We start from the raw sequence: 14,174 nt of genomic DNA on the forward strand, positions 1-14,174 counted from the left end.
GGTCCTCGGGTGAGGGTTGTTTAACCAAAGCCTAGCCTGTGGATTTTGTCATAATCCCGTCATATATTTGAAAACAACAACAAGTTGCGGAATAGCAACATATCAATACTTGCGCCGGCTAAGTAGCGACTACATTTTCGTGACGACGAGTTCCTCGGCATGGTCGTCGGGCTCGTGGCCGGCGGCCTGGAGGAGCGGCACCACGGCGGCGGCGTCCTTCGCCACGAGGTAGCTCAGGTCCAACCCGTCGCGGATGAAGCCGTGGTCGCGCATGTGGTCGAACAGGCCCAGTAGGGGCGCCCAGAAGTCATCCACCGAGACGAGCACGACCGGCTTCTTGTGCCGCCCGAGCTGCGCCCAAGTGAGCTGCTCCACGAGTTCCTCGAGCGTGCCGATCCCGCCGGGGAGGGTGACGAACGCGTCCGAGCGCTCGAACATCAGGCGCTTGCGGGTGTGCATGTCCGGCACGACGATGGTCTCATCGACGGCGTCCAGCATGTTCTCGCGGGCCTGGAGGAAGTCCGGGATGATGCCGGTGACGTGGCCGCCCGATTCCAGCACGGCGCGGGCGACGGTGCCCATCAGCCCAACATCGCCGCCGCCGTAGACGAGGGACATGCCGGCCTGCGCAAGCGCGGTGCCGAGCTGCTGCGCCGCCTCCTTGAAGGCCGGATTCTTGCCGAACCCGGAGCCGCAATAGACACAGACCGTCCTCACCAGGGCCATCCGGCGCCCTCCTTCGCGCATTCTGGGGGCCGCCCCGAAGGTCCTGCATCCGGGTGAAGTTGCAGCAAAGTGCTGAATTCCCGCAGGATTCGCCAACCACAAGGGTAGAGCGGCTTGGTGCCCGGCCCGTGTACGTTATTATAGGCCGTGCAGTCGACGGGTTTCCACGAGGAGGTCCGCGAAGTTTTGAGTTTTCGTCCCTTGACGGTGGGGCGGCGAGGGAGGGGAACGTGGTGACGTCGGGTCGGCTACGGCACGGAATCGTCCTGGCGCTCGTCGGCCTTCTGGTGGGTCTCGGGATCGTTTTGGGCCTCTACGGGGCCGGCGGATTGTCGCGGGTCGAGCAGGCGGCCCAGGGCAAGCTCTCCGCTCTCTCCCCCGATGCGCCGCTGCCGGGCAAGGATGCGGACAAGCCCGCCCAGGAGACGCTTCGGCAGGACTCGCCTCGGCAGGAGACGCCGCCGCAGGACAAGCCCGCCGAGGCGAAACCGAATCCCGGCGCGGGCAACGCCCCCGCCGCAGGGGCGGAGCCGGGCAAGGCGGCCGAGGCCGCCGTCGCACCGAGCTTCGATATCGTCCGCGTCGAGCCGAACGGCGACGCGGTGGTGGCGGGACGGGGCCGTCCGAACACGGTCATCGAGATGCTGGTCGACGGGAAGCCCGTCGCCAAGGCGCTGACCGATCCGAACGGGCAATTCGCCATCGTCCCGCCGGCCCTGCCGAAGGGATCGAGCGAGATCATGCTGCGGTCGCGGACGGCGGATGGCCAGGAGGTCCGCTCGCCGCAGAGCGTGGCCGTCTCGGTGGCGCCGGAGGGCAAGAGCCGCCCCCTCGTCGCCCTCTCGACCCCCGATGCGCCGACCGTGGTCCTCTCCCAGCCCGGCACCCCCGAGACGGCCCAGGCCGGCCGGGTGGACAAGCCCGCAGGCGGGGGTGGGACGACTCCGACCGGACGCCCCGCCCAGGACGCGACGACGCGGATCGTCAGCGTCGATGCCGAGCCCGGCGGGCGCCTGTTCGTGACGGGCACCGGCAAGCCCGGCACGGATGTGAGGCTCTATCTCAACGACACGCTCATCGCCCCGGCCCGGATCGGGCCGGACGGCCGCGTGACCTTCACCATCGGACGGGGCGTCGCGCAGGGCCAGTATCAGGTGCGGATCGATGAAATCGATCCGAAATCCGGCCGCGTCCTGCACCGTGCGGAGGTGCCGTTCGCCATGCCGCAGCAGGTCGCCGAGGCGGCCCGCGCGGATCACGGGCAAATGGATCACAGCAAGGGGGACCACGCCAAGCCGGAGCAGAAGCATGGCGCCTCGGCGCCGCGCGGCGAGCCCATGGTGGCCACGCTCCCGTCGTCACCGTCGCCGCGGTCCCTCCCGGCGCCGCCGCCGGCCGCGAACGGTCTCGCCGAAGCCCAGGAGGATCCCGCCGCGTCGGGGACGGTCTTCGTGCCCGCCATCGCCACGGCACGGATCACCCGGGGCGACAACCTCTGGCAGATCAGCAAGCGGATCTACGGGCGCGGCGAGCGCTACACGGTGATCTACGACGCCAACCAGGGGCAGATCCGCGATCCGGACCTGATCTATCCCGGCCAGATCTTCGTGCTACCGGACGACCGGCGGGGCTAGGCGGCACGCCGTCGTCCCGCCGGACGGGGTGCGGGAGCGCCCGCACGTGCCTATATGCGCCTTAATCCCGCGCCAGAACCCCTTTCCATGTCCGATGCCACCCCGTCCCCGTCCGGGACGACCCCGCCCGCTCGCCCCGGCCTGATCGAGACCTACCGCCGCCTGTGGCCGCATCTCTGGCCGCACGGGCGCCCGGACCTGCAGCGGCGGGTCTTCATCGCCTTCGGGCTGCTCCTCGTCGCCAAGGCGGCGACGATGGTGACGCCCTTCACCTTCAAATGGGCGACCGACGCCCTCGTCGCGGCGGTGGGCGGACAGGAGAAGGGCGTGCCGGCCGGGCTGATCGCCGCGCCGATGCTGCTCATCGGCCTCTACGGCCTGTCGCGGGTGGCGATGGCGCTGCTCACCCAGGTCCGCGACGGGCTGTTCGCAAAGGTCGCGATGCACGCGGTACGCCGCCTCGCGCTGATGACCTTCGCCCACATGCACGCCCTGTCGCTGCGCTTCCATCTGGAGCGCAAGACCGGCGGCCTCACCCGCGTGCTGGAACGGGGGCGCTCCGGCATCGAGGACCTGTCACGCCTGATGGTGCTGACCCTGGTGCCGACCATCGTCGAGTTCGCCCTGGTGCTCGGCATCCTCGCCTACGAGTTCGACTGGCTCTACGCGCTCACCGCCTTCCTCACCGTGGCGGCCTATCTCGGCTACACCTACAAGGCGACGGAGTGGCGGATCGCCATCCGCCGCCGGATGAACTCCTCGGACACCGACGCCAACACCAAGGCCGTCGATTCGCTGCTCAACTACGAGACGGTGAAGTATTTCGGCGCGGAGGCCCGCGAGACTGCCCGCTACGACGTCTCGATGGCGAAATACGAAAAGGCCTCGACGCAGACCTACGTGTCGCTCGCGGTGCTCAACGCCGGACAGGCGGCGATCTTCACCGCCGGCATGACGGTGGTGATGTGGCTGGCGGCGCGGGACATCCTGGCCGGGCGCACGACGATCGGCGGCTTCGTGCTGGCCAACACCATGCTGGTGCAGCTCTCGATGCCCCTCAACTTCATGGGCATGATCTACCGGGAGATCAAACAGGCGCTCATCGACATCGACGACATGTTCCGCATCCTCGGGCAGAACCCCGAGATCGCCGACAAGCCCGGGGCGAAGCCCCTCGCGGTGGCCGGCGCCACGGTGCGGTTCGAGGACGTGCGCTTCGCCTACACGCCGGAGCGGCCGATCCTGCGCGGCGTCTCCTTCGAGGTAAAGCCCGGCCAGACGGTCGCCATCGTCGGCCCCTCAGGGGCGGGCAAGTCGACCCTCTCCCGGCTGCTGTTCCGGTTCTACGAGCCGCAATCCGGCCGGATCAGCATCGACGGACAGGACATCGCTACCGTCACGCAGGAATCCCTGCGCGCCGCCATCGGCATGGTCCCGCAGGACACGGTGCTGTTCAACGACACGATCGGCTACAACATCCGCTACGGCCGCCCCGACGCGAGCGACGCCGAGGTGCAGGAGGCGGCCCAGCTCGCCCAGATCGACCGCTTCATCTCGGGCCTGCCGGAGGGCTACGAGACGCCGGTCGGCGAGCGCGGCCTGAAGCTGTCGGGCGGCGAGAAGCAGCGGGTCGCCATCGCCCGCACCATCCTGAAGGGGCCGCCGATCCTCGTCCTCGACGAGGCGACCTCGGCGCTCGATTCCTTCACCGAGGCCGAAATCCAGGACGCCCTCGACCGGGTGGCGCGGGGGCGCACGACCCTCGTCATCGCCCACCGCCTGTCTACCGTCGTCAACGCCGACGCGATCCTCGTCCTCGACAAGGGCGTCGTGGCCGAGCGCGGCACCCATGGCGAGCTCCTCGACAAGGGCGGGATCTACGCCGCCCTCTGGGCCCGCCAGCGGGAGGCCGACGCCGCCCGCGAGGTGCTGGCGCGGGAGGCGGACGCGCCGGCACTCCCCCGCTCCGAGCCGGTGGCGGCGGAATGACCGCCCCGGGCAAGGGCCGCGAGATGTATGCAGAATCCGGTTCGTCCGGCCTCGATCGGGATTAACTCGGCCGCCGAAGCGATATACCCCTGACACAACACGGCCCAGCAAGAAGGCCGGTCGGACATCGTTCAGTCCCGGGGAGAGTATCGTGATCAGACATCTGCTGGCGGCCTGCGCCGCCGCCGTTGCGCTCGCCGCGCCGGCCCGCGCCGAGGACGTCGTGCGTCTCGGCAACCTCAAGTTCGCCCATTACGGCGCCATCTCCTACATGAAGGAGATCGCCCCGAAATACGGCTTAAAGATCGACGAGCGCCAGTTCGCCAAGGGCGCCGACATCTACCCCGCCATGGCGGTGGACCAGATCGACATCGCGGCCTCCGGCGGCGACGGCGCCGTGGCCGCCCGCGGCAACGGCGTGAAGCTCCTCGTGGTGGCGGGCTTTGCCGATGGCGGGGTGCGCATCCTCAAGCGGCCGGATCTGCCGGCCAAGACCGCCGCCGACCTGAAGGGCCTCAAGGTGGCCACCGTCCGGGGCGGCACGCAGGATTTGATGCTGCTTGCCGAACTCGACAAGCACGGGATGACGTGGTCTGAGCGGCCCGGCAAGGACGTGCAACTCACCTACTTCAACAACTACGCCGACCTGAACCAAGCGCTGGCGCAGAAATACGTCGACGTGATCTGCCAGTCCGAGCCGCAATCGACGCAAGCCATCAGCGCCGGCTGGGGGGTCGAGTTGGTGAAGCCCTACGACACGCCCATCGGCAAGCCGGTGCGCCCCCTTGTGATGACCGAGAAGATGTACACCGAGCGCCCGGAAGTGGCGCAGAAGGTGCTGAACCTGTTCGTGGCCGCGACCAAGGCCTTCATCGACGATCCGGCGCTCGCCGAGAAATACGTGCGCGAGCAGGTCTTTAAGGGTCAGCTGTCCGCCCAGGATTTTCGCGATGGCATGGCAAACGCCAGCTACACCTACGCGATGCCGGCCGGGCACATGCAGACCACGGCCGATTACATGGTGAAGTACGGCCTGGGGAAGATGCAGAACCCGCCGAAATCCGACGCCGAGTGGGTCAAGCTCGACCTGCTCGAGAAGGCCAAGGCCAACCTGAAGGTCAACTGAGCCGATGGCGCTCTCGTCCTTCCGCGGTGTCCTGGTCCCGGTGACGCTGCTCCTCCTGTGGGAGGTCATGAGCCGGAGCGGGGTGGTCTCCCCCGTGGTGCTGCCCCCGCCCTCGGCGGTGGCGGTGAAGTGGTGGTCCGGCCTCCAGCCGGCACTTCCCTACGATCCGGGCCAGGAGAGCTACCTCTCCTGGCTGTTCTCCGGCGAGATGCCGCACGACGCGGTTTCGAGCCTCGGCCGGGTGCTGGCTGGCTTCGCCATCGGCGCCGGGCTCGCGGTGCCGACCGGCCTGCTCCTCGGCACCAGCGACAGGCTCTACGGCCTGTTCAACCCGCTGTTGCAGGTGCTGCGGCCGATCCCGCCCATCGCCTATATCCCGCTGGCCATCGTCTGGTTCGGGCTTGGCAACCCGCCGGCCCTGTTCCTGATCGCGCTGGGGACGTTCTTCCCGGTGCTGGTGAACACCATCGCCGGGGTGCGGCAGGTCGATTCGATCTATATCCGCGCCGCCCGCAACCTTGGGGCGGGGCGCTGGACGATGTTCCGCCGGGTGATCCTGCCCGCCGCCAGCCCCTTCGTGCTGGCGGGGATGCGGATCGGCATCGGCACCGCCTTCATCGTGGTGATCGTCGCCGAGATGATCGCGGTGTCGGATGGGCTCGGCTACCGCATCCTCGAAGCCCGCGAGTACATGTGGTCGGACAAGATCATCGGCGGCATGCTGACGATCGGCGTCCTCGGCTTGATCATCGACGGCGCCATGAGTCGCCTGAACGACCACCTGCTGCGCTGGCACCGCGGCCTCGAACGGTAGGACATCATGTCGGCAGAGATCGTCGTCTCGAACGCCGTCAAGGTGTTCGGCAGCGGAGCCGCGGGCGTGCCCGCGTTGCAGGACATCACCGCCACGGTGCCGGAGGGGCAGTTCCTGTGCCTGCTCGGCCCCTCGGGCTGCGGCAAGTCCACCCTGCTCAACGCCATGGCGGGCTTCACCCCGCTCACCTCCGGCGCGATCACCGTCGGCGGCACGCCGATCCGGGAGCCGGGCCCCGACCGGGGCATGGTGTTCCAGGAATACGCCCTGTTCCCGTGGATGAGCGTCGAGGACAACGTCCGCTTCGGCCTCGACGTGAAGGGCGTGCCCCGCGCCCAGGCCGACGCGACGGTGGCGCGGATCACCGAAAAGCTCGGCCTGTCCGACTTCCTGAAGCGCTATCCGAAGGACCTCTCCGGCGGCATGCGCCAGCGGGTCGCCATCGCCCGCATCCTCGCCCTTGATCCGCCCGTCATGCTGATGGACGAGCCGTTCGGCGCCCTCGACGCGCTGACGCGGCGAACCCTGCAGGACGAGCTGCTGCGGATCTGGTCGGAGTACCGGAAGACCATCGTCTTCGTGACGCACTCCATCGAGGAGGCGATCTACCTCGCCGACCGCATCCTCGTGATGACCTACCGGCCCGGCCGCATCAAACGCGACGTGACGGTCCCCATGCCCCGCCCGCGCGATCCGGCCAGCGCCGAGTTCAACGCGATCAAGCGGGAGCTCGGCCAATTGGTCATGGAGGAGCAGGCCCGCTTCACCGACGCTGAGTTGCACGCGCCGGCGGTGGATTGAGGGATCCTATCCCGCCAGATCGTCCAGGGTGACACCGAGGGCTTCGGCGAGCTTGCGATAGGTCTCCACGGTCCCGTCGCGCTTGCCGGTCTCGATCTGCGAGAGGAAGGCCTGCGCGATGCCGGCCTTTGCGGCCAGTTCCGATGCCTTGAACCCACGGTGCTCGCGCCAGACGCGGACACGGCTCTCCCCGGAGAGGAGGCGGTCCACAACCGCCGAGGGTAAGAGTTCCTCCTCGCCCGCCGCCAGCCGCTGGCGGAACGCAGCGATGGCGGCACGGTCGCCATTGTCCTCCGCCGCTTCGACGAGCGCCGCATAATCGGCCTCGGCCAGAAGGACGAGGCGCTCCCCCGCCGGGGTGGTGATGGTCTGGACGTTCACGGGCACCTCCATGGCCGACTGTCGAAGCAATCTCATTGGTCGTACACGCTGCCGCGCGGTGCGATGCGGATGACGGCGATCACCACGCCGTCTTCCGTGAACAGGACGCGCCAGTCGCCCACCCGCAACCGCAACACTCCGGGCTCGCCTTTGAGCATCTTCACGTTGTTGGCGAGGGCGCCAGGATCGGCGGCGTACTGCTCCATCTTGGTGCGGATCAACCGGGCCAGGTTGGCCGGCATGCGGCTCAACGTGCGGATGGCATCCCGGCTATAGACGACCTGCGGCATGGCTTCGCATAACAGAGTGCGACTCAAATATATAGCGAAATGCTATGGTTGAGGCATTCGCAATCCAAGGCAGCGGGACCTCGCAAGACGTGGCAGGTCCCTGGATTTTTTCACTGCGCTCGCAATGATGGCGGGGCTCCGGCCTCACCCCCGCACCTTCACCCCCAGCAGGGTCTCGAACGGCAGGACCATGGCGCCCTTGTCCCGGTCGCCGTGGCCCTGGCGGAGGGCGGTCTGGTAGGTGGCAGTCGCCGCCGCCGTGACGGGGAGGGGGAAACCGTGCTCGGCAGCCACCGTCGCGGCGCTCACAAGGTCCTTGTAGGCCTTGGCGAGGGGGTATCCCTCGTCGAACTCGCCCTTGAGGATGCGCGGCACGAAGTATTGCGAGGCGTAGCTGCGGCTCGTGCCCGTCGTGACGACTTGGCCCAACTGGGCCGGGTCGAGCCCCATCGCCACCGCCATCGGCAATACCTCGGCCAGCGCCGCGATGTTGATGTCGTAGAGCACGTTGTTGACCGTCTTGGTCAATTGGCCTGCCCCCGCCGGGCCCATATGCAGCACCGTGGTGCCGAACCGGTCGAGGAACGGGCGCACGGCTGCGAACACGCCTACATCGCCGCCGCACATCACGGTGAGCGTCCCCGCCTCCGCCCCGGCCGGCGCGCCCGAGACCGGTGCGTCGAGGAAGCGCCGCCCGCCTGCCTCAAGTGTCCGGCCGATGCGCAGGGCGTCGGCATGGGTCGTCGTGCTGAGATCGATTACGACAGCGCCCGGCGCGAGGCGCTCCGCCACACCGTCCGGCCCGAACAGGGCCGCCTCCACCACCGCCCCATCCGGCAGGCACAGGAACAGCACGTCGGCCCCCGCGATCCGGCTCCGGTCGGTGGTGGCCACCAACCTCGGCCCGTCGAGCCCGGCGAGGCGGGCGGGGTCGGCATCGCACGCCGTAACGGTCTCAGGGCCCTTGGCCGCCAGATGACGGGCGATGGGCGCGCCCATGGCACCGAGGCCGAGAAAGGCGATGTGCTGGCTCATGGGCGCCTGAACTCCGAACGGGAATCGCGTCTTTTCCTCGCGGCGCTGTGTATCATGCCGCCATGACCGAGCGATTGGAACGAGCCATCGCGCGCGTCCGCGCGCTCCCGGAGGCCATGCAGGACGATGCCGCGCGGATGCTGCTGCGATCCGCCAGTCTCTGCTTTCCTGGCCGGCGCGGCGCCGCGCTCACCTCCCGAAAGTTGACGCCGGCCTAACGGACTGCCATCCGCCCGGCAGAGATCTGATCCCCCGAGCCCTTTCAGAATGACCGACCTCATCGAGACGATCCGGCGGACGCTGGTGCCGATCCACAAGGAGGGCTACCCCTTCATCCTGATCGGCATCGTGCTGACCGTGCTGGCGGGCTATTTCTCCCAGTTCTTCGGGTGGATCTTCCTGATCCTCACCCTGTGGGTCTGCTACTTCTTCCGCGATCCCGAGCGCGTCGTGCCCACGGGCGACGGCCTCGTCGTGTCGCCGGCCGATGGGCGGGTGAACCTCATCGCCACCGTCCTGCCGCCACCGGAGCTCGACCTGCCGCAGGTGCCCACGCTCCGCGTCTCGGTGTTCATGAACGTGTTCGATTGCCACGTGAACCGGATGCCGGTCGCCGGCCGGATCGGGCAGATCCACTATACGCCCGGCCTGTTCCTTAACGCCGAGCTCGACAAGGCCAGCGACGACAACGAGCGCAACGGGCTCGTCATCGAGGCGAGCCATCGCGGCACGCCGACGCGGATCGGCGTGGTGCAGATCGCCGGGCTGGTGGCGCGGCGGATCGTCGGCTTCGTGTCGGCGGGGGACACCCTCACGGCGGGCGACCGTTTCGGGCTGATCCGCTTCGGCTCCCGCGTCGATGTCTACCTGCCGGCCGGCACCCGCGTCCTTGTCGGCCTCGGCCAGAAGGCGGTGGCGGGCGAGACCGTGCTCGCCGACCTCGGCGGCGGCCCCGAGCGCAGCTTCCGCCGGATCTGAGGGGGGACGCCGTGGACGACCTCTTCCCGCCCTTCGCGCCGGATCCGAACGAGCCGCGCCCGCGCCGGTTCAAGCCGGTGCCGTTTCGCATGATCGCGCCGAACATGATCACCCTGATGGCGCTCTGCCTCGGGCTGACGGCGATCCGGCTGGCCTTCGAGGGCAAGTTCGAGCCGGCCGTCATCTCCGTGGTGGCGGCGGGCGTCCTCGACGGCATCGACGGGCGGGTGGCGCGCCTGCTCAAGGGCACCTCGCGCTTCGGCGCGGAGCTCGATTCGCTGGCCGACTTCGTGAATTTCGGCTGCGCCCCGGCGCTGATCCTCTACGGCTTCGTGCTGTTCCACCTGAAGTCGCTGGGCTGGATCATCGCCCTGATCTTCGCCATCGCCATGGGCCTGCGCCTCGCGCGGTTCAACGCGATGCTGGACGACCCCTCGCGGCCGGAATGGAAGAAGGACTTCTTCGTCGGCATGCCGGCCCCCGCCGGGGCGCTGACGGCGATGCTGCCGCTCTACCTGCACTTCCTCGGCCTCACCTTCGATGCCTGGGCGGCGCCGGCGGTGCTCGTCTACGTGCTGTGCATCGCGCTGATGGTCGTCTCCACGGTGCCGACCTTCTCGGGCAAGACCATGGGCAAGCGGGTGCCGCGCGGCCTCGTCCTGCCGATCTTCCTCCTCGGCGTCGCGGCCTTCGGCATCCTCATCAGCTACCCGTTCGAGGCGCTGGTGGCGGTCAGCGGCGCCTATCTCATCACCATCCCCGTGGGCGCGGCGCAGTATCGCCGCCGGGCCAAGGCCGAGCAGGCCACCCTCAGCGACGAGAGGGGCGCCGCAACCGACGGTGGATAGCGCGTGAGACCCGGTTCCCACCCACCCGGGGCGTGAGGCACGGTCTCACGCATTCGCCGGAGCGGAGGTGGGGATGCTCGAGGAATTCAAGAAATTCGCCCTGCGGGGCAACGTCGTCGATCTGGCGGTCGGCGTCATCATCGGCGCGGCCTTCGGTGCCATCGTCACCTCGGCGGTGCGAGACCTGTTCATGCCGGCCATCGGCGCGATCACCGGCGGGCTCGATTTCTCGAACTACTATCTTCCTCTATCCTCGAAGGTGCAGACAGGGCTCGCCTATACCGAAGCCAAGAAGCAAGGTGCGGTGCTGGGTTACGGACAGTTCCTCACCGTCTCGCTGAACTTCGTCATCGTCGCCTTCGTGCTGTTCATGGTCATCCGCGCCATGAACAAGTTGCAGCATGCCGAGGACAAGAAGCCGGAGGCCGTGGCCGAGGTCCCGGCCGACGTGAAGCTGCTCGGCGAGATCCGCGACATCCTCGCCACGAAGCCCAAGGTCTGAGGCGTCACGCGTCCTTCGACGGCTCCGGCGTCACGCCGAACGCGTCGAGGATGCGCGCCAGCGCCTCGCCCACGGCCTCGGTGCCTTCCTCGTGGGTCTTGAGGCGGGTCTCCAGGCGGCGCAGCTGCGGCTCGAACTCGCCGGGAATCTCCGGCTCGTCGCCGAGGAAGCGCGGCTTGTCGGCCACGGGGATCGTGCCGCGCAGTTGCTGGCCGAGATGGTCCCGGACTGGCTCGGGCAGGACCGGCCTGCCTTCGGCGCCGTCGTCGCTCATGGGGGAAGCCTCCTCCGTTGGAATGCCGAACGCGAAAAGGGCCCCGAAGCTCACGCGCTTCGGGGCCCAGGGCCGTACTCATCCCGCCGGAGCGGTGGTCGTTCCGGCGGGACGTGCCCTCGGGCGAACCCGGAACGCTTAGTCGATCACCTCGACGATGCGGTGGCCGCGATCGACGAGCACCGGGCGGTCGTTCACGACGGTGTAGCGGTAGCCGGGCTGCACGCGGTACTCGGACGGCACGTCGTAATAGGTCACGCCCGAGGACGGCAGGGTGGAACCCACGGCGACGCGGCCGTCGTAATCGTAGGAGCGGACGTTGCGCTCACGGACGTAGCTGCGGAAGCGCGGGGCCATGTCGACGCCGAGGATGCCGCCCACGGTGCCCGTGGCCGCGCCCACCGCACCACCGACGATCCCGCCGATCGGACCGGCCGCATCCGCGCCGGCAGCAGCGCCGCGCTCGGCACCGGGGACGAGGCCCTGCGCCTGGGCGGCGAGGGGCAGCGAGAGGGCGAGGGCCGAAGCGGCCAGGAGGGTCTTGAAAGTCATACGGATGCTCCGTTTCCGTGTCGTTCCGCCGCATGGACGCAGCGAAGCTCGGGCCAACAACGCCCCATCCCCGGATTCGGATGCATCGAATTTTGCGGCCCTCTCCCGGGCCGACGCCGTCACGGTGTCCGAACGGTTGACCGCTCGGACGACGTCGTTCACGCGTCGGGCATGGCCGACTGGATGAACCGGTCGGAGCCCAGATCCTCCTCGTCGTAGCCGAGGAGTTCGGCCAGACGGCCTCGGGCGCGGCTCACGCGGCTCTTCACCGTGCCGACCTTGCACCCCATGATCGTCGCCGCCTCCTCGTAGGAGACGCCCTCCGCACCGACCAGAACCAGCGCCTCGCGCTGGTCCGGCGGGAGCTTGGCCAACGCCGATTGCAGATCCTCGACGTCGAGCCGGTCGCCCTGGTGCGGGGCGGTGGCGAGGCGGGCGGCGTAGGAGCCGTCCTGATCCTCGACCTCGCGGACCCGCTTGCGGTGATCCGAGTAGAAGATGTTGCGCAGGATCGTGAACAGCCACGCATTGAGGTTCGTGCCCGGCTGGAAGCGGGCGCGGTGCTGCCAGCCCTTGAGCAGGGTGTCCTGCACGAGGTCGTCCGAGCGGGCCGGGTTCGAGGTTAGCGACAGGGCGAAGGCGCGCAGCGATGGCACCGCCGCGAGAAGGCCGTCGCGGAATTCCGGCTCGATCGCCTCGCCGCGCGCGCGCAGGGCGGCTTCGAGCCGGTCGATGAGTTCGGCGAAGCGAACCGGCATCGTCTCTTCGTTGAGCCGGTCATAGGCGGTGCGCAGATGCTCGCCGAGATGGGTCCGGATCGAGGACGACAGGTTCGGACGCTCGTCCGAGGAACCGTCCTGCGCGTGCAGGACGGCGTTGTCTTCGCGGGTCATGCTCGTCGCACTCGTCAGCTTGTCGTGACCCGGCCGCCGGTCCAAAGCGGCCGAGGAGCGCGCTTGAGGGCCGGTGACTGGGTGAACGCCCGACCTATGCGCGCCTGTTACCTGGGTTGTAGCGCATCGGAGCCGCGCATGCACCCTCGCTCAGGTCGCATGTGGGCAACCGTTGCGTCCCCTCAACACCCGCACCTCGCCGTCGCGCAGGGTGAGCATGTCCCCGCGCTCCACCACGGTCCAGCTTTCGTCGCGGGTCAGGGCCTGCGTGGCGACCACCGTCACGACGTCGTTGGCGGTGGTCTCGCGGGCGAAATCGATGGTCCAATCCTCGTCGATCAGGGTCGCCTTGCCGAAGGGCGAGCGCCGCGTGAGGTAGCAGAGCCGCTTGCCGCAATGGGCGTAGAGGGTGCGGCTGTCGGACATCAGCATGTTGAACACGCCGAGGGCGTGCAATTCGGCGCAGAGGTCGGCGACGATCCGGTCGAGGGTGGAGGGCCGGGGCAGGGTCTTGAACCGGGCGTGCAGGCGCCCGAGCATCCAGCAGAAGGCGTGCTCGCTGTCGGTGGTGCCGATGGGGGTGAAGGCGCCGAGTTCGAGGCGCTTCACGCCCTTCAATTGTCCGTTATGGGCGAAGGTCCAGCGGCGGCCCCATAATTCGCGGGAGAACGGGTGGGTGTTCTCCAGGCTGACCCGGCCACGATTCGCCCGGCGGACATGGCCGAGGACGATGCAGCTCTTGATCGGCATGTCGCGCAGGAGCCGGGCGAGCTGCGAGCGCGAACTCGGCTCCGGCTCGTGGAAGCTGCGGGTGGTGCGCCCCTCGTAGAAGCTGATGCCCCAGCCGTCCGCGTGCGGCCCGGTCTCGCCGCCGCGCCGGGCGAGGCCCGCGAAGGAGAAGCGGATATCGGTCGGCACGTTGGCGCTCATGCCGAGCAGTTCGCACATCGGACCGGACGGAGGTGAGGGGAGGAAGGCAGCCGTTTAAGCGCCTTGGCCTATCCGAACAACCGGAAATCAGCGTCCGAGGTAATCGGTGAGGGTCATGCCGACCATGATGCAGACCCAGAAGAAGCCGAGCCCCGAGAACAGCCGGATCAGTGGCGGCTCCTCGATGACCTCCATGGAGACGAGGAGGATGGTCGCCGCCATCAGCGCGACGACCCCGAGTTCGATGGCCCAGACATGGGCGAAGGGCAGGGTGGCGCCGAGGGTGACGTTGACGGCGAGCAGCGCGAGCAGCGCCAGGAAGGTCAGCACCGGCTTGCGCATCCGCTGCTTCAACTGCGCCCGGTCGGCCGGCGTGAGGGTCGAAAGGGGGGTGCGCATGG

General features: G+C 68.6%; 17 protein-coding genes. 8 read left to right on the forward strand and 9 right to left on the reverse strand.

The features are described from left to right. Positions 1–129: 129 nt before the first annotated feature. Complete coding sequence (locus MKK52_RS18590; protein WP_243956294.1) at positions 130–726, reverse strand: TIGR00730 family Rossman fold protein; 597 nt, start codon at positions 724–726, stop codon at positions 130–132. 230 nt (positions 727–956) lie between these two features. On the opposite strand from MKK52_RS18590, the gene MKK52_RS18595 reads away from it, so the two are divergent. From MKK52_RS18595 to MKK52_RS18615, 5 genes are all read left to right on the forward strand, one after another. Next, entirely contained in the window at positions 957–2,360 is a 1,404-nt protein-coding gene (locus MKK52_RS18595) for a LysM peptidoglycan-binding domain-containing protein (protein ID WP_243956296.1), read from the forward strand. A gap of 87 nt (positions 2,361–2,447) precedes the next feature. Continuing rightward, on the forward strand, positions 2,448–4,349 hold the full coding sequence (locus MKK52_RS18600; protein ID WP_243956298.1) for an ABCB family ABC transporter ATP-binding protein/permease: 1,902 nt from the start codon (positions 2,448–2,450) through the stop codon (positions 4,347–4,349). A gap of 154 nt (positions 4,350–4,503) precedes the next feature. Further along, positions 4,504–5,475, forward strand: coding sequence for an ABC transporter substrate-binding protein (locus MKK52_RS18605; RefSeq protein WP_409564698.1), 972 nt, complete (start codon positions 4,504–4,506; stop codon positions 5,473–5,475). A 4-nt stretch (positions 5,476–5,479) separates the two neighbouring features. Beyond that, complete coding sequence (locus MKK52_RS18610; RefSeq protein ID WP_243956302.1) at positions 5,480–6,289, forward strand: ABC transporter permease; 810 nt, start codon at positions 5,480–5,482, stop codon at positions 6,287–6,289. A 6-nt stretch (positions 6,290–6,295) separates the two neighbouring features. After that, positions 6,296–7,090 (forward strand): ABC transporter ATP-binding protein, encoded by a 795-nt coding sequence (locus MKK52_RS18615; RefSeq protein ID WP_243956304.1) that lies wholly within the window; start codon positions 6,296–6,298, stop codon positions 7,088–7,090. Positions 7,091–7,096: 6 nt separating this feature from the next. On the opposite strand, the gene MKK52_RS18620 is transcribed toward MKK52_RS18615, so the two are convergent. The 3 genes from MKK52_RS18620 to MKK52_RS18630 all read right to left on the reverse strand — a co-directional run bounded on the left by MKK52_RS18620 (position 7,097) and on the right by MKK52_RS18630 (position 8,796). Next, positions 7,097–7,471, reverse strand: coding sequence for a helix-turn-helix domain-containing protein (locus MKK52_RS18620; protein ID WP_243956306.1), 375 nt, complete (start codon positions 7,469–7,471; stop codon positions 7,097–7,099). Between the two features lie 32 nt (positions 7,472–7,503). After that, entirely contained in the window at positions 7,504–7,761 is a 258-nt protein-coding gene (locus MKK52_RS18625) for a type II toxin-antitoxin system RelE family toxin (RefSeq protein WP_243956307.1), read from the reverse strand. 144 nt (positions 7,762–7,905) lie between these two features. After that, a complete protein-coding gene (locus MKK52_RS18630; protein ID WP_243956309.1) occupies positions 7,906–8,796 on the reverse strand; it encodes an NAD(P)-dependent oxidoreductase in 891 nt (296 codons plus the stop codon). A gap of 267 nt (positions 8,797–9,063) precedes the next feature. Here MKK52_RS18630 and MKK52_RS18635 point away from each other — a divergent pair, with 267 nt between their 5' ends. From MKK52_RS18635 to mscL, 3 genes are all read left to right on the forward strand, one after another. Further along, positions 9,064–9,774, forward strand: a complete 711-nt coding sequence (locus tag MKK52_RS18635) for a phosphatidylserine decarboxylase (protein WP_243956311.1) — start codon at positions 9,064–9,066, stop codon at positions 9,772–9,774. 11 nt (positions 9,775–9,785) lie between these two features. Continuing rightward, positions 9,786–10,622 carry a CDP-alcohol phosphatidyltransferase family protein gene (locus MKK52_RS18640; protein ID WP_243956313.1) on the forward strand — a complete coding sequence of 279 codons (837 nt, stop codon included), beginning with the start codon at positions 9,786–9,788 and terminating at the stop codon, positions 10,620–10,622. Between the two features lie 73 nt (positions 10,623–10,695). Further along, positions 10,696–11,124 carry a large conductance mechanosensitive channel protein MscL gene (mscL, locus tag MKK52_RS18645; RefSeq protein ID WP_243956315.1) on the forward strand — a complete coding sequence of 143 codons (429 nt, stop codon included), beginning with the start codon at positions 10,696–10,698 and terminating at the stop codon, positions 11,122–11,124. A 4-nt stretch (positions 11,125–11,128) separates the two neighbouring features. On the opposite strand, the gene MKK52_RS18650 is transcribed toward mscL, so the two are convergent. The 5 genes from MKK52_RS18650 to MKK52_RS18670 all read right to left on the reverse strand — a co-directional run bounded on the left by MKK52_RS18650 (position 11,129) and on the right by MKK52_RS18670 (position 14,172). Then, entirely contained in the window at positions 11,129–11,398 is a 270-nt protein-coding gene (locus MKK52_RS18650; RefSeq protein WP_243956317.1) for a hypothetical protein, read from the reverse strand. Between the two features lie 138 nt (positions 11,399–11,536). After that, positions 11,537–11,950 carry a DUF1236 domain-containing protein gene (locus MKK52_RS18655; RefSeq protein ID WP_243956319.1) on the reverse strand — a complete coding sequence of 138 codons (414 nt, stop codon included), beginning with the start codon at positions 11,948–11,950 and terminating at the stop codon, positions 11,537–11,539. Positions 11,951–12,108: 158 nt separating this feature from the next. Next, positions 12,109–12,843 (reverse strand): NepR family anti-sigma factor, encoded by a 735-nt coding sequence (locus tag MKK52_RS18660; protein WP_243956321.1) that lies wholly within the window; start codon positions 12,841–12,843, stop codon positions 12,109–12,111. A gap of 150 nt (positions 12,844–12,993) precedes the next feature. Beyond that, positions 12,994–13,791: a class II glutamine amidotransferase gene (locus tag MKK52_RS18665; RefSeq protein WP_243956323.1), complete on the reverse strand. Its 798-nt coding sequence runs from the start codon at positions 13,789–13,791 to the stop codon at positions 12,994–12,996. A 69-nt stretch (positions 13,792–13,860) separates the two neighbouring features. Next, on the reverse strand, positions 13,861–14,172 hold the full coding sequence (locus tag MKK52_RS18670) for an oxidase (RefSeq protein WP_243956325.1): 312 nt from the start codon (positions 14,170–14,172) through the stop codon (positions 13,861–13,863). Positions 14,173–14,174: the final 2 nt, after the last annotated feature.

The sequence above is a fragment of the Methylobacterium sp. J-067 genome (genome assembly GCF_022829465.1).
Taxonomy (GTDB): Bacteria; Pseudomonadota; Alphaproteobacteria; order Rhizobiales; family Beijerinckiaceae; genus Methylobacterium; species Methylobacterium litchii.